The following is a 21332-nucleotide window of genomic DNA, read 5'->3' on the forward strand; positions in this document are numbered from 1 at the left end:
GCGAAAACACAGGAGTTGCCGATTACCAAGCAGTTTTTTGCTGGGCTGATTCTGGAAATGACGAGCGAGCTCCATGCCGGGGATACCCCTGGTCTGTACAGACGCGGCAGTTTTTCGAGATGCACTGTGATTGACGCAGGTGATCGGGGGCTTCGGCCTTCCTTCGCTTTCTCCGGCGGCGCTGGCCGCCTTAACGCAGACTTCTAGGGTTTTTCATGACGCGCTACATATTCGTCACGGGCGGTGTTGTTTCTTCATTGGGGAAAGGCATTGCCTCGGCTTCCCTGGCGGCCATCCTGGAAGCGCGGGGCCTGAAGGTCACCATGCTCAAGCTGGATCCGTACATCAACGTCGATCCGGGCACCATGAGCCCGTTCCAGCACGGTGAAGTGTTCGTCACCCACGATGGCGCCGAGACCGACCTCGACCTGGGCCACTACGAGCGGTTCATCCGCACCACCATGACCCAGAACAACAACTTCACCACCGGCCGCATCTACGAGCACGTACTGCGCAAGGAACGTCGTGGTGACTATCTGGGCGCGACCATCCAGGTCATCCCGCACATCACCGATGAAATCAAGCGTCGCATCATCAAGGGCGCCGGCGATGCCGACGTGGCCCTGGTGGAAATCGGCGGTACCGTGGGTGACATCGAGTCGCAGCCGTTCCTCGAAGCCATCCGCCAGCTGCGCGTCGAAGTGGGCTCCAAGCGCGCCATGCTGATGCACCTGACCCTGGTCCCGTATATCGCCACCGCTGGCGAGACCAAGACCAAGCCGACCCAACACTCGGTCAAGGAGCTGCGCTCCATCGGCCTGCAGCCTGACGTGCTGATCTGCCGCTCCGACCACCCGGTCGATGCCTCGTCGCGTCGCAAGATCGCGCTGTTCACCAACGTTGAAGAGCGTGCGGTGATTTCGCTGGAAGACGTCGACACCATCTACAAGATCCCGGGCGTGCTGCACGCACAGGGCCTGGATGACTTCGTCGTCGAGCGTTTCGGCCTGCAGTGCAATGGCGCCGACCTGTCCGAGTGGGACAAGGTGGTCGATGCCAAGCTAAACCCTGAGCACGAAGTGACCATCGCCATGGTCGGCAAGTACATGGAGCTGCTGGATGCGTACAAGTCGCTGATCGAAGCGATGAGCCACGCCGGCATTACCAACCGCACCAAGGTCAACCTGCGCTACATCGACTCGGAAGACATCGAGAACCAGGGCACCAGCCTGCTCGAAGGTGCCGATGCCATCCTGGTGCCGGGCGGTTTCGGCCTGCGCGGCGTGGAAGGCAAGATCACCGCGGTGCAATACGCCCGTGAGAACAAGGTGCCGTACCTGGGTATCTGCCTGGGCATGCAGGTGGCCGTGATCGAATTCGCCCGTAACGTGATGGGCTGGAAGGACGCCAACTCCACCGAGTTCGACCGCAACAGCGGCCACCCGGTAGTCGGCCTGATCACCGAGTGGGCCGATGCCACCGGTGCCGTCGAAACCCGCAGCGAAGCCTCCGACCTGGGTGGCACCATGCGCCTGGGCGCACAGGATTGCCAGCTGGCGGCCGGTTCCAAGGTGCACGATTGCTACGGCAAGGACGTGATCACCGAGCGTCACCGCCATCGCTACGAAGTGAACAACAACCTGTTGCCGCAACTGATCGATGCCGGCCTGGTGGTTTCCGGCCGCTCTGAAGACGGCGCGCTGGTGGAAGTGGTCGAGTCCAAGGACCACCCATGGTTCGTCGCCTGCCAGTTCCACCCGGAATTCACCTCGACCCCGCGTGACGGCCACCCGCTGTTCAGCGGTTTCGTCAAGGCAGCCCTGGCTCAGAAGAACAAGGCCTGATCAATGACCCAGAAGATCATTCGCGTCGGTAACATCGAGATCGCCAACGACAAGCCGTTCGTCCTGTTCGGCGGCATGAACGTCCTGGAGTCCCGTGACCTGGCAATGAAGGTCTGCGAAGAGTACGTGCGGGTGACCGAGAAGCTTGGTATCCCGTACGTGTTCAAGGCCAGCTTCGACAAGGCCAACCGTTCGTCGGTAACCTCCTACCGTGGCCCTGGCATGGAAGAGGGGCTGAAGATCTTCGAAGAGATCAAGCGCACCTTCAACGTGCCGGTCATCACCGACGTACACGAGCCTTATCAGGCCGAGCCTGTAGCCAAAGTGTGCGACATCATCCAGCTGCCGGCATTCCTGTCGCGCCAGACCGATCTGGTGGTGGCCATGGCCAAGACCGGCGTAGTGATCAACATCAAGAAGGCCCAGTTTCTCGCGCCTCAGGAAATGAAACACATCCTGACCAAGTGCGAAGAAGCCGGTAACGACCAGTTGATTCTCTGCGAGCGTGGTTCGAGCTTCGGCTACAACAACCTGGTGGTGGACATGCTCGGCTTCGGCATCATGAAGCAGTTCGAGTACCCGGTGTTCTTCGACGTGACCCACGCCCTGCAGATGCCGGGTGGTCGCGCCGATTCCGCCGGTGGTCGCCGCGCCCAGGTCACCGACCTGGCCAAGGCCGGCATGAGCCAAGGCCTGGCCGGTCTGTTCCTCGAAGCCCACCCCGATCCGGACAACGCCAAGTGCGATGGCCCATGTGCCCTGCGCCTGGACAAACTGGAGCCATTCCTGGCCCAGCTCAAGCAACTGGACGACCTGGTGAAAAGTTTTCCGACGGTAGAAACCGCGTAAAGCTCGATTCTCGGGTAAAGTACCGCCCGATCCACCCCTGACCAGTCGGTCAGGGGTTCCCTTCACCCGGCCTGCCCACTGCAAGTCCGCCCGGTGAACGGCTGGAATTTCCTAAGCTAAGTTGTTTTCGTCAATTCTGGAGTGCTTACAACAATGGCAAAAATCGTCGACATCAAAGGTCGTGAAGTTCTCGATTCGCGTGGCAACCCCACCGTGGAAGCCGATGTACTGCTCGACAACGGCATCATCGGCAGCGCCTGCGCGCCGTCCGGTGCTTCCACTGGCTCGCGCGAAGCGCTGGAGCTGCGTGATGGCGACAAGAGCCGTTACCTGGGCAAGGGCGTGCTGAAGGCTGTTGCCAACATCAATGGCCCGATTCGTGACCTGCTGCTGGGCAAGGACCCTGCCGACCAGAAGGCCCTGGACCGCGCCATGATCGAGCTGGACGGTACCGAGAACAAGGCCAAGCTGGGCGCCAATGCCATCCTGGCCGTTTCCCTGGCTGCCGCCAAGGCCGCTGCCCAGGACCAGGACCTGCCGCTGTACGCGCACATCGCCAACCTGAACGGCACCCCTGGCCAGTACTCGATGCCGGTACCGATGATGAACATCATCAACGGTGGCGAGCACGCCGACAACAACGTCGACATCCAGGAGTTCATGGTACAGCCGGTTGGCGCCAAGACCTTCTCCGACGGCCTGCGCATGGGTACCGAAATCTTCCACCACCTCAAAGCCGTGCTCAAGGCCCGTGGCCTGAACACCGCCGTTGGTGACGAAGGTGGTTTCGCCCCTAACCTGGCTTCCAACGAAGACGCTCTGGGCGCCATCGCCGAAGCCGTTGAGAAAGCCGGCTACAAGCTGGGCACCGACGTGACCCTGGCCTTGGACTGCGCGGCTTCCGAGTTCTACGAAGACGGCAAGTACAACCTGTCCGGCGAAGGCAAGTCGTTCGACGCTGAAGGCTTTGCCGAGTACCTGAAAGGCCTGACCGAGCGCTTCCCGATCATCTCGATCGAAGACGGCCTGGACGAGTCCGACTGGGCTGGCTGGAAGATCCTCACCGACAAGATCGGTGCCAAGGTGCAGCTGGTTGGCGACGACCTGTTCGTGACCAACACCAAGATCCTCAAGGAAGGCATCGAGAAGGGCATCGGTAACTCGATCCTGATCAAGTTCAACCAGATCGGTTCGCTGACCGAAACCCTGGAAGCCATCCAGATGGCCAAGGCTGCTGGCTACACCGCAGTGATTTCGCACCGCTCCGGTGAAACCGAAGACTCGACCATTGCCGACCTGGCCGTGGGTACTGCTGCCGGCCAGATCAAGACTGGCTCGCTGTGCCGTTCCGACCGCGTTTCCAAGTACAACCAACTGCTGCGCATCGAAGAGCAACTGGGTGCCAAAGCGGTTTACCGCGGTCGTGCCGAGTTTCGCGGTTAAGCAAGAGATGGTAAAAAGACAGCAGCCGGAGTTGTGGGAACGTTCGTACTGAACTTTCCTACATTTCAACGGGTTTCTGTCGACGAAGCCTGGCCTCGGCCAGGCTTCGTGCTATTCGAGGCCCGGAAGTAAAAATACCCGGCAGCCTTTTTAACCTGGATAACGTGATGCGCAGTCCCTATTGGTTGTTCCTCGTCCTGCTCCTGCTGCTGGGTGGCCTGCAGTACCGCCTGTGGGTGGGTAATGGCAGCCTGGCGCAAGTGACCGAGCTGAAGCAGCAGATTGCTGAGCAGCATGCCGAAAACGAGCGCTTGCTCGAGCGCAATCGCGTGCTCGATGCCGAAGTGCTGGAGCTGAAAAAAGGCATGGAGACCGTTGAAGAGCGGGCTCGCCACGAATTGGGAATGGTCAAAGAGGGCGAAACCCTCTTCCAGTTGCCACAGAAATGATCGAAACCTTACCGGCCTTCTGGGCCGTGATTCCTGCTGCGGGCGTAGGTGCCCGCATGGCTGCCGACCGCCCCAAGCAGTACCTGGAGCTGGCCGGGCAAACCATTATCGAGCACAGCCTCGACTGTTTTCTTGGCCACCCGATGCTCAAGGGCGTGGTGGTCAGCATTGCCGAAGATGACCCGTACTGGCCTCGCCTGCGCTGCGCCAGCGACCCGCGCATCCAGCGTGCCGCGGGTGGTCGAGAGCGTGCCGACTCGGTGCTCAATGCCTTGCTGGTGCTGCATGCTCTCGGGGCTGCGGACAGTGATTGGGTGCTGGTACACGATGCTGCACGACCGAACCTGGCGCGCAGCGATCTGGACAAGCTATTGTCGGAGCTGGCGGACGACCCGGTGGGTGGCCTGCTGGCGGTGCCGGCGCGCGATACCCTCAAGCGGGCCGATGCTGATGGCCGGGTGGGCGCTACCGTAGACCGCAGTACCATCTGGCAGGCCTATACACCGCAGATGTTCCGCCTTGGGGCGTTGCATCAGGCGCTGGCCGAGTGTCTTGTGTCGGATGTGCTGGTGACCGACGAGTCCTCTGCCATCGAGTGGTCCGGCCAGGCGCCGCGGCTGGTCGAAGGGCGCAGCGACAACATCAAGGTGACCCGGCCGGAAGATCTGGAGTGGTTGCGCCAGCGTTGGGCAGGGCGCCGCTGAATTTCTTGCTCCTGTGCCGGCCTCTTCGCGGGTAAACCCGCTCCCACAGGTATCGCACATCCCTTCAGGTTTGCGCTGTACCTGTGGGAGCGGGTTTACCCGCGAAGAGGCCAGAGCAGCCAGCACAAGGTTTCAGTTCAAGCGATACTCCGGCAACCCCGCCAACCCTTCTTTCAGGTAATCCACCAGCCGCCGTACCTTCGGCGACAGGTGCCGCTGCTGCGGATACAGCGCCCACACCGCGGTATTCGGTGGCTGGTGCGCCTCAAGCAACGACACCAGCGCACCACTGTTCAAGTGCTCCAGCACGTAGTAATCCGGCAACTGGCACAACCCCATCCCCTGCAGCGCTGCGTCCAGCACCGCCTGCCCGCTGTTGCAACGCCAGTTGCCCTGGACTCGCTGGCTGATCTCGCGGCCGTCCTGCTGTAGCGCCCACAAATCCGAACTGCCTACCAGGCAGTTGTGCCGCGCCAGTTCCGACAGGCTGTGCGGCCGACCATAACGTTCCAGGTAGTCCGGCGAAGCACACAGGTACATGCGCCGGGGCGCCAGGCGGGTTGCCACCAATCGCGAGTCGGCCAGCCGGCCCAGGCGGATGGCCAGGTCCATGCCTTCATGCACCAGGTCGAGGGTATGGTTGCTCAGTTCCACTTCCACCCGCAGCTGCGGGTACAGCGCCATGAACCGCGTCACCAGCGGCACGATGAAACGCTCGCCGTAGGCCACCGCGCAGGTCATGCGCAGCAGCCCCTTGGGCTCGCTGGCCAGATCGCCCATGGCGCGCAGGGCTTCCTCGCGGCCATCCTGCAAGCGCTGGCAGTGCTGCAGGAACGTCTGCCCGGCCTCGCTCAGGGTCACCCGCCGGGTGCTGCGGTACAGCAGGCGCGTCTGCAGCCGTTCCTCCAGTCGGGCGATCTGCCGGCTGATGTGCGACGAGGAAACCCCCAGACGCTCTGCGGCCGCGGTGAACTGGCCCGACTCGGCCACGGCGACGAACTCGTCGATGCCTTCCCAGCGGCTGCTCATTGATTATCCCTGTATGGCAATAATGTTTTGTCTTTGGCCTGATTATTCATCAAAAAGCGGTGAATTACACTGCCAGACTGAATCGACACTCTGTCTGGAGACCTTTGATGATCAAGTCCCGTGCTGCTGTAGCTTTCGAAGCTAAGAAACCCCTGGAAATCGTCGAAGTCGACGTGGCCATGCCCAAGGCCGGTGAAGTGCTGCTGCGCGTGGTCGCCAGCGGTGTCTGCCACACCGACGCCTACACCCTGTCGGGCGCCGACCCGGAGGGCATCTTCCCGTCGATCCTCGGTCACGAAGGTGGCGCGATCGTCGAGGCGGTAGGCGAGGGCGTCACCTCGGTCGCCGTCGGTGACCACGTCATTCCGCTGTACACCCCGGAATGCGGCAAGTGCAAGTTCTGCCTCTCGGGCAAGACCAACCTTTGCCAGGCCATCCGCGCCACCCAGGGCAAGGGCCTGATGCCGGACGGCACCACGCGCTTCTCCTACAAAGGCCAGCAACTGTTCCACTACATGGGTACCTCGACCTTCTCCGAGTACACCGTGCTGCCGGAAATCTCCGTGGCCAAGATCCAGAAAGAAGCGCCGCTGGAAAAGGTCTGCCTGCTGGGTTGCGGCGTCACCACCGGTATCGGCGCGGTGCTCAACACCGCCAAGGTCAAGGCGGGTGACACCGTGGCCATCTTCGGTCTGGGCGGCATCGGCCTGTCGGCAGTGATCGGTGCGGTCAAGGCCAAGGCGTCGCGCATCATTGCCATCGATATCAACCCGGCCAAGTTCGAGATCGCCCGTCAGCTGGGTGCTACCGACTGCATCAACCCGAAAGACTACGACCGCCCGATCCAGGAAGTGATCGTCGATCTCACCGACGGCGGCGTGGACTTCTCGTTCGAGTGCATCGGCAACGTGCAGCTGATGCGTGCTGCGCTGGAATGCTGCCACAAGGGCTGGGGTGAGTCGGTGATCATCGGCGTGGCCGGTGCCGGCCAGGAAATCGCCACCCGTCCGTTCCAGCTGGTTACCGGTCGCGTATGGCGTGGTTCGGCGTTCGGTGGCGTGCGTGGTCGTAGCGAGCTGCCGAGCTACGTGGAAATGTCCGAGAAGGGCGAGATCCCGCTGGATACCTTCATCACCCACACCATGGGCCTGGAAGACATCAACAAGGCCTTCGACCTGATGCATGAAGGCAAGAGCATCCGCAGCGTCATCCACTTCTGAGGTTTGCCATGAGCCTGGATAACATCTCCTGCCAGAAGAGCTTCGGCGGCTGGCACAAGCGTTACCGGCATCACTCCAAGGTGCTGGGTTGCGACATGGTGTTCGCCGTCTACCTGCCGCCGCAGGCCGAACAGGGCGAGAAGCTGCCGGTGCTGTACTGGCTCAGCGGCCTCACCTGCACCGACGAGAACTTCATGCAGAAAGCCGGCGCCCAGCGCCTGGCTGCGGAGCTTGGGTTGATCATCGTAGCCCCCGACACCAGCCCGCGTGGTGAGCAGGTGCCGAGCGACCCGGACGGTGCCTGGGACTTCGGCCTGGGTGCCGGGTTCTACCTCAATGCCACTCAGCAGCCCTGGGCCCAGCACTACCGCATGCACGACTATGTGGTGGAGGAATTGCCCGCGTTGATCGAGGCGCACTTCCCGGCTTCGGGCGAGCGCAGCATCAGTGGCCACTCCATGGGTGGGCATGGCGCGCTGGTGTGCGCCTTGCGCAACCCGGGGCGCTACCGCTCGGTGTCGGCGTTCTCGCCGATCAGCAACCCGATGGATTGCCCGTGGGGCGAGAAAGCCTTCAGCCGCTACCTGGGTGAAGACCGGGCGCGCTGGCGCGAGTGGGATGCCAGCGTGCTGCTGGCCGAGGCTCCGGCCGGCGAATGCCCGCCGTTGCTGGTGGACCAGGGCGACCGCGACGACTTCCTCGAGAAGCAGCTTAAGCCTGAAGCCTTGGAGCAGGCGGCACGCAAAGGTGGGCATGAACTGACCCTGCGCCTGCAGCCTGGCTATGACCACAGCTACTACTTCATCGCCAGCTTCATCGAGGAGCACCTGCGTCATCATGCGGTGGCCTTGGGGCGGGTGTAAGGCGTAGCTGTGGTGCTTGCTTCATCGCTGGCAAGCCAGCTCCCACCTCGACTGCATGGCCCTCGGGCCCTGTGCCATACCTGTGGGAGCTGGCATGCCGGCGATGGGCTGCGAAGCAGCCCCAATGCCTCAAAAGCAGGTAGAATCACGCCCTGACTCATTCAGGGCGTTTTTCTATGCGTATTGGCCACGGCTACGATGTGCACCGTTTCTGCGACGGTGATTTCATTACCCTGGGCGGGGTGCGTATCCCCCACAAATACGGCCTCCTGGCCCACTCCGATGGCGACGTGCTGCTGCACGCCCTGAGCGATGCCTTGCTTGGCGCGGCAGCGCTGGGTGACATCGGCAAGCATTTCCCCGACACCGACCCGCAGTTCAAAGGCGCCAACAGCCGTGTTCTGCTGCGCCATGTGGTCGGCATCGTCCAGGCCAAGGGCTGGAAGGTCGGCAACATCGACGCCACCATCGTCGCCCAGGCGCCGAAGATGGCACCGCACATCGAAACCATGCGCAAACTGATCGCCGAAGACCTGCAGGTCGAACTCGACCAGGTCAATGTCAAGGCTACCACCACCGAGAAGCTCGGCTTCACCGGCCGCGAGGAGGGCATCGCCGTGCATTCGGTAGCCCTGTTGCTGCCAGCATGACCGAACTGGAACTGTTGGGCCCGCGTGCATCGGGCGAACCACTGGGTACCGCCGTTCTCAAGGCAGTGGCCGAAGATTTCCAAGTCGACGAAGTGCTGGACATCCCGCTGTCGGGACAGGGCGAGCACTTGTGGCTGTGGGTCGAAAAGCGTGACCTGAACACCGAGGAGGCGGCCCGCCGCCTGGCCCGTGCCGCAGGGGTGCCGGTGCGCACGATCAGCTACGCCGGCCTCAAGGACCGCCAGGCCCTGACCCGCCAGTGGTTCAGCCTGCACCTGCCCGGCAAGGCCGACCCGGACCTGTCGCGTGCCGAGGATGCCAGCCTGCGTGTGCTCAAGCAGGTGCGCCACCAGCGCAAGCTGCAGCGCGGTGCGCATTCGGCCAATGGCTTCACGCTGCGCCTGACTGCCCTGGCTGCCGATCACCAAGCGGTGGATGCGCGCCTGGAACAGCTCAAGCAGTACGGTGTGCCGAATTATTTCGGCACCCAGCGCTTCGGCCACGGTGGCGGCAACGTTCACGACGCTCTTGATTGGGCCGCACGCAATGCCCTGCCCGAACAGCGCAACGTGCGTTCGCGGTTGCTCTCGGCCGGGCGCAGCTACCTGTTCAACCAGGTGCTGGCAGCCCGTGTTGCCGACGGCAGCTGGGCGCGTGCGCAGGTGGGCGACCTGTTGGCGTTCACCACGAGTCGTAGCTTCTTTCCTGCTGGGGAGTCGGAATGTTCCGATCCTCGGCTGGCGATTCTTGACCTGCATCCGACCGGCCCGCTGTGGGGGGCAGGCGATTCGCCGGCTACGGGGAGTACTGCGCAACAAGAGGATGCGATCGCCGCACGGCAGCCGGCACTTTGCCAGTGGCTGGCCCTGGCGGGCATGGATCACGAACGACGCATTCTGCGGCTCCCTATTGGCGGTCTTACGTGGCATTATCCCGAGCCTGATATCCTGCAACTGGAATTCGTCCTTCCGGCCGGATGTTTCGCCACCGTGGTGGTGCGCGAAATCGTGGATCTGGTGTCGGCGGGGCAGACGGACAGCTCATGCGTATTCTGATTTCGAACGACGACGGTGTTACCGCACCCGGCATCGCCGCGCTGCATGCTGCGCTGGTGGATTACGCCGAGTGCGTGGTTATTGCCCCGGATCAAGACAAGAGCGGCGCCAGCAGTTCGCTGACGCTGGACCGGCCACTGCACCCGCAGACCTTGGCCAATGGCTTCATCAGTCTCAACGGCACGCCGACCGACTGCGTGCATCTGGGGCTCAATGGGCTGTTGCCACAGGCGCCGGACATGGTTGTGTCGGGGATCAACCTCGGTGCCAACCTGGGTGACGACGTGCTCTATTCGGGCACGGTCGCGGCCGCGTTGGAAGGCCGTTTCCTCGGCGGTACCTCGCTGGCGTTTTCGCTGTTGTCGCGCCAGCCGGACAACCTGCCCACCGCGGCCCACATCGCCCGCCGCCTGGTCGAGGCTCAGTCGCGCCTGGCCTTGCCACCGCGCACCGTGCTCAACGTCAATATCCCCAACCTGCCGCTGGAGCACATTCGTGGCATCCAGCTCACCCGCCTCGGTCACCGGGCGCGGGCGGCGGCGCCGACCAAGGTGGTCAACCCACGCGGCAAGGAAGGCTACTGGATCGCTGTCGCCGGGGATGCCGAGGACGGTGGCCCGGGGACCGACTTCCACGCGGTGATGCAAGGCTATGTATCGATCACTCCGCTGCAGCTCGACCGCACCTTCAGTGATGCCTTCGAGCAGCTCGACGGTTGGCTGGAGGGCCTGCTCTGATGCGTGAGGACGATATGCTGCGGCGTGGCATCGGCATGACCTCCCAGCGCACCCGGGAGCGGCTGATCCAGCGCCTGTGCGAGGAGGGCGTTTCGAACACCAAGGTGCTCGACGTCATCCGTCGTACCCCGCGCCACCTGTTCGTCGACGAGGCGCTGGCGCATCGCGCCTACGAAGACACCGCGCTGCCGATCGGCCACAACCAGACGATCTCGCAACCGTTCATGGTTGCCCACATGAGTGAACTGCTGCTCGAGGCCGGGCCGCTGGACAAGGTGCTCGAGATCGGCACCGGCTCGGGCTACCAGACGGCAATCCTGGCTCAGTTGGTCGAGCGGGTGTTCTCGGTGGAACGCATCAAGGTGTTGCAGGACCGGGCCAAGGAGCGCCTGGTGGAGCTGAACCTGCGCAACGTGGTGTTCCGCTGGGGGGATGGTTGCGAAGGCTGGCCGGCGCTGGCGCCGTACAACGGCATCATCGTCACCGCCGTAGCGCCGGAAGTGCCGCAGGCACTGCTCGACCAGCTTGCGCCGGGTGGCCGTATGGTGATCCCGGTGGGCCCAGCCGGCGAAACCCAGCAGCTGATGCTGATCGTGCGCGAGGAGCATGGATTCTCCCGCCGCGTGCTGGGGGCCGTGCGCTTCGTACCGCTGCTCAACGGCCCGCTGGCCTGAACACTGCTGGTTCGAGTCGCGCGATATTTTTGCGCCAGCACCGAATTCTTGCTGCAACGCCCTGTCTATCTGGCGGGGTGAAGCGCTAGCGCACAGCGTGTTGCAAGGCTTTGCAGCAGTCTTTCACCAACCCTGCCAATGCGGGCGGGCTTGGTTATAATTGCAATAATATTGCATTTGTTGTCATTTCGTTTTCGGCACCATGAGGGGAGCGCGGGTGGGTCACACAGTCATTCGGCAGCGCAAGGACGGGTCGGGTTTCACGCTTCTGGTGATTGCACTGGCCATGGGCACGCTACTGGTAGGTTGCTCGAGCACCAGCAGCAACAGCGCGCGGGTGGTCGACCGCAACAACACCGTGCCCAAGCGCCCGGCAGTAACCACCGGGCAGTACATCGTCAAACCTGGCGATACGCTGTTCTCCATCGCCTTCCGTTATGGCTGGGACTACAAGGAGCTGGCTGCGCGCAACGGTATCGCGGCGCCCTACACCATTCGCCCGGGGCAAGCGATTCGTTTCAGCAGCGGCTCTACCGGCAGCACCACGGTGGTGTCCAGCCCGTCGTCGTCGAGCAAGACCACGGTCATCCGGCGGCCTGTGGGAAGCACCAGCACACCTCCTGGCAACACCAGCAAACCGGCCACGCCGGCAGCCTCCAGCAGCGCCCCGGTGGTCGCCACGGTGCCTGCCGCGGAGCGTGCGGTAGGTGGCTGGACCTGGCCCGCCAACGGCGTGCTGATTGGAAAATTCGCTTCAAACGGTAGTTTGAATAAAGGCATTGATATCGCCGGTGATTTGGGACAGCCTGTTTTTGCTGCGTCTGATGGTGCAGTGGTGTACGCCGGGAGTGGCTTGAGGGGCTACGGCGAACTGATCATCATCAAGCACAGCGATACCTACGTCAGTGCCTACGGCCATAACCGCAGGCTGTTGGTTCGGGAGGGGCAGCAGGTCAAGGCAGGGCAGTCGATTGCTGAAATGGGGTCCACGGGCACAGATCGGGTGAAGCTGCATTTCGAGATTCGCCGCCAGGGCAAACCCGTCGATCCGCTCCAGTTCCTGCCACGTCGTTGACCGTTGTACCCGGCCTGTTCCTGTGATGTAGAGGGGACAGGCTCCAGCGCTGCCAAGGAGATAGGTGCCGCTCGAGTCTGAGTTCGAACTCAGCAAAGGACTATAACAATGGCTCTCAGTAAAGAAGTGCCGGAGTTTGACATCGACGATGACCTGCTTCTGATGGAGACGGGTATCGTTTTGGAAACGGATGTGGTGTCAGACGAACCTGCTGTATCTTCGGTTCGGACGAGGGCCAAGTCGGGCTCTTCGCTCAAGCAACACAAGTACATCGATTACAGCCGGGCGCTCGATGCCACCCAGTTGTATCTCAACGAGATAGGATTCTCGCCTCTGCTTTCGCCGGAAGAGGAAGTGCACTTTGCGCGCCTGTCGCAAAAGGGCGACCCTGCCGGCCGCAAGCGCATGATCGAAAGCAACCTGCGCCTGGTTGTAAAAATTGCCCGTCGTTACGTGAACCGCGGCCTGTCGCTGCTCGACCTGATCGAGGAGGGCAACCTTGGGCTGATCCGTGCGGTCGAGAAGTTCGACCCGGAGCGTGGTTTCCGGTTCTCGACTTATGCGACCTGGTGGATTCGCCAGACCATCGAACGGGCGATCATGAACCAGACCCGCACCATTCGCCTGCCGATCCACGTGGTCAAGGAACTGAACGTCTACCTGCGCGCTGCGCGCGAGCTGACCCAGAAACTGGACCACGAACCCTCGCCAGAAGAAATAGCCACGCTGCTGGAGAAGCCGGTCGCCGAGGTCAAGCGTATGCTGGGCCTGAACGAGCGGGTGTCTTCGGTGGATGTGTCGCTCGGCCCAGACTCGGACAAGACCCTGCTCGATACCTTGACCGACGACCGCCCGACCGACCCATGCGAACTGCTGCAGGATGATGACCTGTCGCAGAGTATCGACCAGTGGCTGGGCGAGTTGACCGACAAGCAGCGTGAAGTGGTGGTGCGCCGCTTTGGCTTGCGCGGGCATGAAAGCAGCACCCTGGAAGATGTTGGACTGGAGATTGGCCTGACCCGCGAACGGGTGCGGCAGATCCAGGTCGAGGGGCTCAAGCGTTTGCGTGAGATTCTCGAGAAGAACGGCCTGTCCAGTGAGTCGTTGTTCCAGTAGCGGAAGTCTGTAACACAAAGCGCCCCGATGATTTCGGGGCGTTTTTGTATGTGGCGATCAGAGGTGTCCCATTCAAAATTGCGGGGGCGCTTTGCGCCCCTTTCGCGACACAAGGCCGCTCCCACAGGTATTTCATCGCCTTTGAATGCACCACTATCCTGTGGGAGCGGCCTTGTGTCGCGAAAGGGCTGCAAAGCAGCCCCAAGACATTATGTACTGCGCTACCCCAATAACATCGCGTGTAAGCCTTTGCTTACTTGTTCTGTAAGCCTTTTATGCACGCTTCAGTAAATCATTGTCGTATCCAGATCCTGCGTTTTCCCAACTCATTGAAAATCCGGACTTATTCAGCTGTGAGGAGATGTGTCACCTGCAACACCCTGTGAGGTTTCGCGGTTGCCGGCCAGGCTCAAGTCGCTAGTATTCGAACTGTGCACAGGGACATGCACAGGCTTTCAGGAGGAAAGCCAGGGACATCGCAAGACGCGATTTCATCAGGATGATGTTTGGGACAAGCAGGGACTACGGAAAAAATGTGGGCGGGTCAAACCGCCCCTTTTTTTGCCCGCAGAAAACAAAAAAGGCCCCAAAGGGCCTTTTTAGTGTCCGGACGCTATCAGCGCTCCAGATCGGCAATCTTGCCAGTCTTGCCATCCCATTCCTCAGCGTCCGGCAGGGCGTCCTTACGCTCGGTGATGTTCGGCCAGATTTCCGCCAGTTCGGCGTTCAGCTCGATGAAGTTTTCCATGCCCGCAGGCACTTCGTCTTCCGAGAAGATGGCTTGCGCTGGGCATTCCGGCTCGCACAGGGCACAGTCGATGCACTCGTCCGGGTGGATGACCAGGAAGTTCGGGCCTTCGTAGAAGCAGTCCACCGGACAGACTTCCACGCAGTCGGTGTATTTGCATTTGATGCAGTTGTCGGTGACGACGAAGGTCATTTCTAATTCTCTCCTCAGGCGACGGCGGCGGCCCTTCCTCTCAGGGCCGCGCGGTTTACGGGTATGTGGCTGCAGGCCAGGCTAATAACCTGCAGCACCAGCAAACCGCGGCGGATTCTACCAGCTTGTAGTGGGCGCCGTTATAACAGGTTCTTTAGTTGATATAGCATTTCGATAGCTTGACGCGGTGTCATTTCGTCCAGCTGCAGCTTGCCCAGCTTCTCTATGGCCGGGTGTGGCAGGCTGGCGAACAGGTCGCTCTGGTGCGGGACCTGTGGCACGTCCTTGGCCTTTTGGGCCGTGGGTTGTTCATGCGGCAGGCTGGTGGTTTCCAGCCTCGCCAAGTGTTCACGGGCACGCTGGATGACGGCCGTCGGCACGCCGGCCAGCTGCGCCACGGCCAGACCGTAGCTCTGGCTGGCAGGACCAGGCAGCACGTGGTGCAGGAATACGATGCGTTCGTTGTGTTCGGTGGCGTTCAGGTGCACGTTGGCCACCAGTGGCTCGCTTTCCGGCAGCACGGTGAGTTCGAAGTAGTGCGTGGCGAACAGCGTGTAGGCGCGCAGCTGGGCCAGGCGCTCTGCGGCGGCCCAGGCCAGCGACAGGCCGTCGAAGGTACTGGTGCCGCGGCCCACTTCATCCATCAGCACCAGGCTGCGGTCGGTGGCGTTGTGCAGGATGTTGGCGGTTTCGCTCATCTCGACCATGAAGGTCGAGCGGCCACCGGCCAGGTCGTCGCTGGAGCCGATGCGGGTGAAGATGCGGTCGACCAGCGACAGCTCGCAGCTGGCAGCCGGCACGAAGCTGCCGATATGCGCCAGCAGCACGATCAGGGCGGTCTGGCGCATGTAGGTGGACTTACCGCCCATGTTCGGGCCGGTGATGATCAGCATGCGCGTGCTGTTGTCCAAGCCTAGGTCGTTGGCCACGAAGGGTGTGGTCAGTACCTGTTCCACCACTGGGTGACGGCCCTGCTCGATGCGCAGGCACGGCTCGTCTACGAAGCGTGGGCAGTTCAGGTCGAGGTTCAGTGCTCGTTCGGCCAGGTTGCTGAGCACGTCCAGTTCGGCCAGGGCGGCGGCGCTGTCCTGCAGCGGTGCCAGGTGGCTGATCAGGGTTTCCAGCAGGGCATCGTAGAGCATCTTCTCGCGTGCCAGGGCGCGGCTCTTGGCCGACAGTGCCTTGTCCTCGAACGCCTTCAGCTCCGGGGTGATGAAGCGCTCGGCGCCCTTTAGGGTCTGACGGCGGATGTAGTCACCCGGGGCCTGCTCGGCCTGCTTGGTCGGTAGTTCGATGAAGTAGCCGTGCACCCGGTTGTAGCCGACCTTGAGGTTGGCAAGGCCAGTACGGGCCTTTTCCCGCGCTTCCAGATCGATCAGGAATTGGCCGGCGTTTTCGCTGATCGCCAGCAACTCGTCCAGTTCGTTGTCATAGCCGGCCTTGAGCACGCCGCCATCGCGGATCACCGCCGGCGGGTTGTCTATGATCGCCCGCTCCAGCAGGCTAGCCAGTTCGGGATAGGTGCCGGTAATGGCGGCCAGACGCGCCAGGTGCGGTGCCTCCAGCTCGGCCATGGCATTCTGCAACTCGGGCAGCGCCCCAAGTGCATCGCGCAGGCGTGCCAGATCGCGTGGGCGGGCATTGCGCAGGCCGATACGGGCGAGAATCCGCTCGATATCGCCAATTTCCTTGAGCTGCGGCTGCAGCTTCTCGAAGCGGTAGCCGTCGAGCAGGCAGCGGATCGAGTCCTGGCGCGCCTGCAGCACCTTGAGATCGCGCAACGGGCGGTTCAACCAGCGGCTCAGCAAACGGCTGGCCATGGCGGTCTGGCAGCGGTCGATCACCGACTGCAGGGTGTTGTCTCGGCCGCCGGCCAGGTTGATGTCCAGCTCCAGGTTGCGGCGGCTGGCACCGTCGAGAATGACCGTGTCGTCCAGGCGTTCGTGGCGCAGGCTGCGCAGGTGTGGCAGGGCGGTGCGCTGGGTTTCCTTGGCATAGATCAGCAGGCAACCGGCGGCACCGATGGCCAGGGTCAGCTTGTCGCAGCCAAAGCCCTTGAGGTCCTTGGTCGCGAACTGCTGGCACAGGGCCTTGCGCGCCGAGTCGCGGTCGAAGTCCCATGGCGCACGGCGACGGGCGCCCGGTCGTTTCTCGGCCGGCAGGTCGCGCGGCCAGTCGTCGGGGATCAACAGCTCGACCGGGTTGAGGCGCTCGAGCTCGGCCAGCAGGTTTTCCCAGCCCTTGATCTCCTGCACGCTGAAGTTGCCACTGGTGATGTCCAGTACGGCCAGGCCGAACAGGCGCTCGTCCCCGAGCAGCGCGGCAATCAGGTTGTCGCGACGCTCGTCGAGCAGGGCCTCGTCGCTGACCGTACCCGGGGTGATGATGCGCACAACCTGACGTTCCACCGGGCCCTTGCTGGTGGCAGGGTCGCCAATCTGCTCGCAGATCACCACCGATTCGCCGAGCTTGACCAGCTTGGCCAGGTAGCCTTCCAGCGAATGGAACGGAATCCCGCACATTGGGATGGACTGGCCGGCCGACTGACCGCGCGCGGTCAGGGTGATGTCCAGCAGTTTCGCGGCTTTTTTCGCATCTTCGTAGAAGATCTCGTAGAAGTCGCCCATGCGGTAGAACATCAGCTGGTCCGGGTGCTGGTTCTTCAGCTTCCAGTACTGCTGCATCATTGGGGTGTGTGCGGAAAAATCGGAAATTGCTTTATTCATCAAAGGCTTAGAAAGTAGGTCTCAATATTGTGGGGCAAATTGGGGCGTTCTGTGTTGCATGCGCGACGCCGAGACCCACCGGATTTTCAAGCCGCATAGGTTAACACGGCTACCCGGCGGGCTGTACCTGCGATATTCCGCCCGGCGCCCCTGCCGTGGCCGGTAGTGGCCTGGAACAAGTGATGTGCGAGACCGAAGCGGGCGCCCATCCCACCTCACCAAGATGCTAGGGTAGAAGCCTGCCTCCAAGGAGCCCGACATGGACCCGATCACTACGCTTGCCACCCGCCTGGGTGAACACCTGCGCCGCTTCAACGCGCAGGTGACCACCGCCGAATCCTGCACCGGTGGCGGCATCGCCGAGGCCATCACCCGCGTGCCCGGCAGCTCGGCCTGGTTCGAGGCTGGGTACGTGACCTATTCCAACATCCAGAAAACCCGTCAGCTGGGAGTGCCCGCAGCGTTGTTCGGCCAGGTTGGCGCGGTCAGCCAGGAAGTGGTCGAAGCCATGGTCCGCGGCGCCCAGGCCGCCAGCGGCGCGCGCTTTGCCGTGGCGGTGAGCGGCGTGGCCGGGCCGGACGGTGGTTCGCCGGCCAAACCGGTGGGCACCGTGTGGCTGGCCTGGGCCGATGGCAACCATGTATTCAGCGAGCGGCGCCAGTTCGACGGCGACCGCGAGGCGGTGCGTCGACAGACGGTGATCGCCGCGTTAGACGGCTTGTTACAGCTTGGTGCCGAGTAAATCGACGACAGGGGTTTGCGCGGGCGCCTGCCTGTGGAATAATACTGGCTACTTATACAGGTATTCCGGCCGTCAGGGCCAAGTCGAACACGTGAGGATTTCAATGGACGACAACAAGAAGCGCGCCTTGGCTGCGGCCCTGGGTCAGATCGAACGCCAATTCGGCAAGGGCGCCGTCATGCGCATGGGCGACCACGAGCGCCAGGCTATCCCTGCCATCTCCACCGGCTCGCTGGGCCTGGACATCGCCCTGGGCATCGGCGGCCTGCCAAAAGGCCGTATCGTCGAGATCTACGGCCCGGAGTCGTCGGGTAAGACCACGCTGACCCTGTCGGTCATCGCCGAAGCCCAGAAAAACGGCGCCACCTGTGCCTTCGTCGACGCCGAACACGCCCTCGACCCCGAGTACGCCGGCAAGCTGGGCGTCAACGTCGACGACCTGCTGGTTTCGCAGCCGGACACCGGCGAACAGGCCCTGGAAATCACCGACATGCTGGTGCGTTCCAACGCCGTTGACGTGATCATCGTCGACTCCGTGGCCGCCCTGGTACCGAAGGCCGAGATCGAAGGCGAGATGGGTGACATGCACGTGGGTCTGCAGGCGCGCCTGATGTCCCAGGCGCTGCGCAAGATCACCGGTAACATCAAGAACGCCAACTGCCTGGTCATCTTCATCAACCAGATCCGTATGAAGATCGGTGTGATGTTCGGCAGCCCGGAAACCACCACCGGTGGTAACGCCCTGAAGTTCTACGCCTCGGTGCGTCTGGATATTCGCCGTACCGGTGCGGTCAAGGAAGGCGACGAGGTGGTCGGTAGCGAAACCCGCGTCAAGATCGTCAAGAACAAGGTTTCGCCGCCATTCCGTCAGGCTGAGTTCCAGATCCTCTACGGCAAGGGTATCTACCGTAACGGCGAGATCATTGACCTGGGTGTTTCCCAAGGCCTGGTCGAGAAATCCGGTGCCTGGTACGCCTACCAAGGCAACAAGATCGGTCAAGGCAAAGCAAACGCCGCGAAGTACCTTGCTGAGAACCCGGCTATTGGCGCCGAGATTGAGAAGCAGATTCGCGAGAAGCTGCTGACCGCTGGTGCTGTTGCGGCTGCTGGCAAGGCTGCTGCTGCCGAAGCCGATGCCGATGACATGGCCGACGCTGACGCCGGCTATTGATTGCGCGGTAGATAGCCGAACATGTCCGCCGTACTCGACACCCCCGTCGCCATCCGGCGGACAGCCATGGACCTGCTTGCGCGACGTGAGCACGGTCGCGTCGAGCTGACGCGCAAGTTGCGTCAGCGCGGCGCTTCGGACGAGTTGATTGGGCCTGAACTCGATCGGCTCGCCGAAGAAGGGTTGCTTAGCGAAGCCCGCTACCTCGAAAGTTTCATCCGGTACCGTTCAAGCTCCGGCTATGGCCCTGCGCGTATTCGCGAAGAGCTAGGCCAGCGCGGTTTGGCGCGTGCTGATATCGAGCAGGCGCTACGCGAGAGCGAGGTGGACTGGGGCGAGCGCATGCGTGACGTATGGCAGCGCAAGTTTGCCGGGCAGCGCCCGCAAGATCCCCGCGGCCGTGCCCAGCAGACCCGGTTTCTGGCTTACCGGGGTTTCCCCATGGACATGATCGGCCGGCTGCTCAGTGGGCGTGATCGCGACGATTACTGAGGGCTGGGGCCGTTTTGCAGTCCTTTGCGGGAGCGGACCTGTGTCACGATCAACTGACCTTCAACGCCTCCCTGGCCCGCTGCGTCGTATGCATGGGCTGCGGCTTGGCCCAGTTCTCCGGCAGGTTGATGAAATCCACCAGCTCGCGCAGCCTGCCCTGATCCCGGCCATTGAAGGCAAATGACAAGCGGGTCAGGTGGTTGAAGTTGCCCACTTCGTGCTCGGCGCTGCTGTCAGGTTGCTGGTGGTACTTGCCACTCAAACGCAAATCGGCAAAACCTTCCTGGATGTCATACAGCGCCGCTTCGCTGAGCGGGTGATGCATGCGGATCACGAACTGGCTCTTCAGCCAGCGGCTGGAGTGGTAGTTGCTGTAGAACTGGTTGATTTCCTCCACTGCCTCGTCAGCGCTGTGCACCAGGCGCAGCAGTTTCAGGTCGCTGGGCAAGATGTAGCGGTTTTCCTCCAGTTGGCGGCTGATGAAGTCCAGGCAGTCGCGCCAGAAGCTGCCACCTGGTGAGTCCAGCAGCACCACCGGTACCAGCGGGCTCTTGCCGGTCTGGATCAGGGTCAGCACCTCCAATGCTTCATCCAAAGTGCCGAAACCACCCGGGCACAGCACCAGGCCATCGGCCTCCTTGACGAAGAACAGCTTGCGGATGAAGAAGAAATGGAACGGCAGCAGCTTGTCGGTGCCATCTACCGTGGGGTTGGCGTGTTGTTCGAAGGGTAGGGTGATGTTGAATCCGAGGCTGTGGTCGCTGCCGGCGCCTTCGTGGGCGGCTGCCATGATGCCGCCGCCGGCACCGGTTATGACCATCAGGTCGGAGCGCGCCAGGGTTGCGCCCAGTTCGCGGGCCAGGGCGTACATCGGGTGTTCCAGCGGGGTGCGCGCCGAGCCGAACACGGTCACCTTGCGGCGGTCCTTGTAGCGTTCCAGGGTGCGGAACGAGTGGTCCAGTTCGCGCAGGGCCTGCAGGGTGATCTTGGCGCTCCAGCGGTCGGTGTCGTCATGGGCCATGCGCAGGATGGTCAGCATCATGTCTCGGTACAGCGCCAGGTTGGGGCTGTTCGGTGCCACCAGTTGCAGTTGTGCGTCGATGTTGCTCAGGTCGATGTTGTTGTCGCGGAAATGGCTGAACAGCAGTTCACTCGATTGGTAAGGCATGCAACGTCTCCTTCTGCACCTATACCTCTGACCTCAATCTAGACCCTTGCGCTCAATCCTGCCGGGGGTGTTCGCCACAGCCGCCCGTCGGCATGCAGCCACGGGGAATGCGGGTTTGGTTAACTGGGTAAAGCGAAACGTGTCGATGCAGGAGGTGGCGGTATGCATCGCTTGATCATCGAAGTTGACCGGCAGCTTTACCAGCAGCTGGAGAATGCGGCCCAGGTGCATCACCTGAGCCTGGAGGCCGAGTGTCGGCGCAGGCTGTCGGGGCTGGAATGCCAGTCGCGCTACCTGCAGGCGCTGCTGGCAGAGATGCGCGCCGATGCCGCTGAGGGGCGCTGGTGCGCCCGTGAAGACGAGAAGGCGTAGCGATCCGAGCTGG

At 62.4% G+C, this 21332-nt stretch carries 21 protein-coding genes; 17 read left to right on the forward strand and 4 right to left on the reverse strand.

Annotated features, from left to right (window positions below; genetic code table 11):
* Positions 1-215: 215 nt before the first annotated feature.
* From pyrG to ispD, 5 genes are all read left to right on the forward strand, one after another.
* Complete coding sequence (pyrG, locus tag QN085_RS05915) at positions 216-1844, forward strand: CTP synthase (RefSeq protein ID WP_004375437.1); 1629 nt, start codon at positions 216-218, stop codon at positions 1842-1844.
* A gap of 3 nt (positions 1845-1847) precedes the next feature.
* Positions 1848-2693, forward strand: coding sequence for a 3-deoxy-8-phosphooctulonate synthase (kdsA, locus tag QN085_RS05920; RefSeq protein WP_013971265.1), 846 nt, complete (start codon positions 1848-1850; stop codon positions 2691-2693).
* 153 nt (positions 2694-2846) lie between these two features.
* The gene (gene eno, locus QN085_RS05925; protein WP_013971266.1) at positions 2847-4136 is read left to right on the forward strand and encodes a phosphopyruvate hydratase; all 1290 of its coding nucleotides are present in this window, start codon (positions 2847-2849) and stop codon (positions 4134-4136) included.
* A 167-nt stretch (positions 4137-4303) separates the two neighbouring features.
* Positions 4304-4585, forward strand: a complete 282-nt coding sequence (ftsB, locus tag QN085_RS05930) for a cell division protein FtsB (protein ID WP_004375443.1) — start codon at positions 4304-4306, stop codon at positions 4583-4585.
* Positions 4582-5289, forward strand: coding sequence for a 2-C-methyl-D-erythritol 4-phosphate cytidylyltransferase (ispD, locus tag QN085_RS05935; RefSeq protein WP_013971268.1), 708 nt, complete (start codon positions 4582-4584; stop codon positions 5287-5289). Before ftsB ends, ispD begins: the two co-directional genes overlap by 4 nt.
* Positions 5290-5421: 132 nt before the next feature.
* Here ispD and QN085_RS05940 read toward each other — a convergent pair whose 3' ends face one another.
* A complete protein-coding gene (locus QN085_RS05940) occupies positions 5422-6318 on the reverse strand; it encodes a LysR substrate-binding domain-containing protein (RefSeq protein ID WP_013971269.1) in 897 nt (298 codons plus the stop codon).
* Between the two features lie 107 nt (positions 6319-6425).
* Here QN085_RS05940 and QN085_RS05945 point away from each other — a divergent pair, with 107 nt between their 5' ends.
* From QN085_RS05945 to rpoS, 8 genes are all read left to right on the forward strand, one after another.
* Positions 6426-7538: an S-(hydroxymethyl)glutathione dehydrogenase/class III alcohol dehydrogenase gene (locus QN085_RS05945; RefSeq protein WP_013971270.1), complete on the forward strand. Its 1113-nt coding sequence runs from the start codon at positions 6426-6428 to the stop codon at positions 7536-7538.
* Positions 7539-7546: 8 nt separating this feature from the next.
* On the forward strand, positions 7547-8401 hold the full coding sequence (gene fghA, locus QN085_RS05950) for an S-formylglutathione hydrolase (protein ID WP_013971271.1): 855 nt from the start codon (positions 7547-7549) through the stop codon (positions 8399-8401).
* Positions 8402-8577: 176 nt separating this feature from the next.
* On the forward strand, positions 8578-9051 hold the full coding sequence (ispF, locus tag QN085_RS05955) for a 2-C-methyl-D-erythritol 2,4-cyclodiphosphate synthase (RefSeq protein ID WP_013971272.1): 474 nt from the start codon (positions 8578-8580) through the stop codon (positions 9049-9051).
* Positions 9048-10106 (forward strand): tRNA pseudouridine(13) synthase TruD, encoded by a 1059-nt coding sequence (gene truD / locus QN085_RS05960; protein ID WP_013971273.1) that lies wholly within the window; start codon positions 9048-9050, stop codon positions 10104-10106. The genes ispF and truD overlap by 4 nt, the downstream gene beginning before the upstream one ends.
* A complete protein-coding gene (gene surE / locus QN085_RS05965; protein ID WP_013971274.1) occupies positions 10094-10843 on the forward strand; it encodes a 5'/3'-nucleotidase SurE in 750 nt (249 codons plus the stop codon). Before truD ends, surE begins: the two co-directional genes overlap by 13 nt.
* Before the next feature lie 35 nt (positions 10844-10878).
* A complete protein-coding gene (locus QN085_RS05970) occupies positions 10879-11517 on the forward strand; it encodes a protein-L-isoaspartate(D-aspartate) O-methyltransferase (RefSeq protein WP_015269209.1) in 639 nt (212 codons plus the stop codon).
* A gap of 217 nt (positions 11518-11734) precedes the next feature.
* On the forward strand, positions 11735-12592 hold the full coding sequence (locus QN085_RS05975; protein ID WP_023662488.1) for a peptidoglycan DD-metalloendopeptidase family protein: 858 nt from the start codon (positions 11735-11737) through the stop codon (positions 12590-12592).
* A gap of 108 nt (positions 12593-12700) precedes the next feature.
* A complete protein-coding gene (rpoS, locus tag QN085_RS05980) occupies positions 12701-13708 on the forward strand; it encodes an RNA polymerase sigma factor RpoS (RefSeq protein WP_013971277.1) in 1008 nt (335 codons plus the stop codon).
* Between the two features lie 616 nt (positions 13709-14324).
* On the opposite strand, the gene fdxA is transcribed toward rpoS, so the two are convergent.
* Positions 14325-14648, reverse strand: a complete 324-nt coding sequence (gene fdxA / locus QN085_RS05985) for a ferredoxin FdxA (RefSeq protein WP_004375459.1) — start codon at positions 14646-14648, stop codon at positions 14325-14327.
* A 140-nt stretch (positions 14649-14788) separates the two neighbouring features.
* On the reverse strand, positions 14789-17362 hold the full coding sequence (mutS, locus tag QN085_RS05990; RefSeq protein ID WP_024086401.1) for a DNA mismatch repair protein MutS: 2574 nt from the start codon (positions 17360-17362) through the stop codon (positions 14789-14791).
* A 271-nt stretch (positions 17363-17633) separates the two neighbouring features.
* Here mutS and QN085_RS05995 point away from each other — a divergent pair, with 271 nt between their 5' ends.
* From QN085_RS05995 to recX, 3 genes are all read left to right on the forward strand, one after another.
* Entirely contained in the window at positions 17634-18116 is a 483-nt protein-coding gene (locus QN085_RS05995) for a CinA family protein (RefSeq protein ID WP_013971338.1), read from the forward strand.
* 103 nt (positions 18117-18219) lie between these two features.
* A complete protein-coding gene (recA, locus tag QN085_RS06000; RefSeq protein ID WP_013971339.1) occupies positions 18220-19287 on the forward strand; it encodes a recombinase RecA in 1068 nt (355 codons plus the stop codon).
* Positions 19288-19308: 21 nt separating this feature from the next.
* Positions 19309-19779, forward strand: coding sequence for a recombination regulator RecX (recX, locus tag QN085_RS06005; RefSeq protein ID WP_015269215.1), 471 nt, complete (start codon positions 19309-19311; stop codon positions 19777-19779).
* Positions 19780-19828: 49 nt separating this feature from the next.
* On the opposite strand, the gene QN085_RS06010 is transcribed toward recX, so the two are convergent.
* Positions 19829-20947: an LOG family protein gene (locus tag QN085_RS06010; RefSeq protein WP_015269216.1), complete on the reverse strand. Its 1119-nt coding sequence runs from the start codon at positions 20945-20947 to the stop codon at positions 19829-19831.
* Positions 20948-21109: 162 nt separating this feature from the next.
* On the opposite strand from QN085_RS06010, the gene QN085_RS06015 reads away from it, so the two are divergent.
* Positions 21110-21319, forward strand: coding sequence for a hypothetical protein (locus QN085_RS06015; protein WP_013971342.1), 210 nt, complete (start codon positions 21110-21112; stop codon positions 21317-21319).
* Positions 21320-21332 lie beyond the last annotated feature (13 nt).

Origin of the sequence: Pseudomonas sp. M2(2023), assembly GCF_030263955.1 — a bacterium.
In the GTDB taxonomy this organism is placed as follows: Bacteria; Pseudomonadota; Gammaproteobacteria; order Pseudomonadales; family Pseudomonadaceae; genus Aquipseudomonas; species Aquipseudomonas asiatica.

Coding starts and splice junctions, on each gene's coding strand:
- pyrG (WP_004375437.1), top strand. CDS start 216: ATGACGCGCTACATATTCGTCACGGGCGGTGTTGTTTCTTCATTGGGG.
- kdsA (WP_013971265.1), top strand. CDS start 1,848: ATGACCCAGAAGATCATTCGCGTCGGTAACATCGAGATCGCCAACGAC.
- eno (WP_013971266.1), top strand. CDS start 2,847: ATGGCAAAAATCGTCGACATCAAAGGTCGTGAAGTTCTCGATTCGCGT.
- ftsB (WP_004375443.1), top strand. CDS start 4,304: ATGCGCAGTCCCTATTGGTTGTTCCTCGTCCTGCTCCTGCTGCTGGGT.
- ispD (WP_013971268.1), top strand. CDS start 4,582: ATGATCGAAACCTTACCGGCCTTCTGGGCCGTGATTCCTGCTGCGGGC.
- QN085_RS05940 (WP_013971269.1), bottom strand. CDS start 6,318: ATGAGCAGCCGCTGGGAAGGCATCGACGAGTTCGTCGCCGTGGCCGAG.
- QN085_RS05945 (WP_013971270.1), top strand. CDS start 6,426: ATGATCAAGTCCCGTGCTGCTGTAGCTTTCGAAGCTAAGAAACCCCTG.
- fghA (WP_013971271.1), top strand. CDS start 7,547: ATGAGCCTGGATAACATCTCCTGCCAGAAGAGCTTCGGCGGCTGGCAC.
- ispF (WP_013971272.1), top strand. CDS start 8,578: ATGCGTATTGGCCACGGCTACGATGTGCACCGTTTCTGCGACGGTGAT.
- truD (WP_013971273.1), top strand. CDS start 9,048: ATGACCGAACTGGAACTGTTGGGCCCGCGTGCATCGGGCGAACCACTG.
- surE (WP_013971274.1), top strand. CDS start 10,094: ATGCGTATTCTGATTTCGAACGACGACGGTGTTACCGCACCCGGCATC.
- QN085_RS05970 (WP_015269209.1), top strand. CDS start 10,879: ATGACCTCCCAGCGCACCCGGGAGCGGCTGATCCAGCGCCTGTGCGAG.
- rpoS (WP_013971277.1), top strand. CDS start 12,701: ATGGCTCTCAGTAAAGAAGTGCCGGAGTTTGACATCGACGATGACCTG.
- fdxA (WP_004375459.1), bottom strand. CDS start 14,648: ATGACCTTCGTCGTCACCGACAACTGCATCAAATGCAAATACACCGAC.
- QN085_RS05995 (WP_013971338.1), top strand. CDS start 17,634: ATGGACCCGATCACTACGCTTGCCACCCGCCTGGGTGAACACCTGCGC.
- recA (WP_013971339.1), top strand. CDS start 18,220: ATGGACGACAACAAGAAGCGCGCCTTGGCTGCGGCCCTGGGTCAGATC.
- recX (WP_015269215.1), top strand. CDS start 19,309: ATGTCCGCCGTACTCGACACCCCCGTCGCCATCCGGCGGACAGCCATG.
- QN085_RS06010 (WP_015269216.1), bottom strand. CDS start 20,947: ATGCCTTACCAATCGAGTGAACTGCTGTTCAGCCATTTCCGCGACAAC.
- QN085_RS06015 (WP_013971342.1), top strand. CDS start 21,110: ATGCATCGCTTGATCATCGAAGTTGACCGGCAGCTTTACCAGCAGCTG.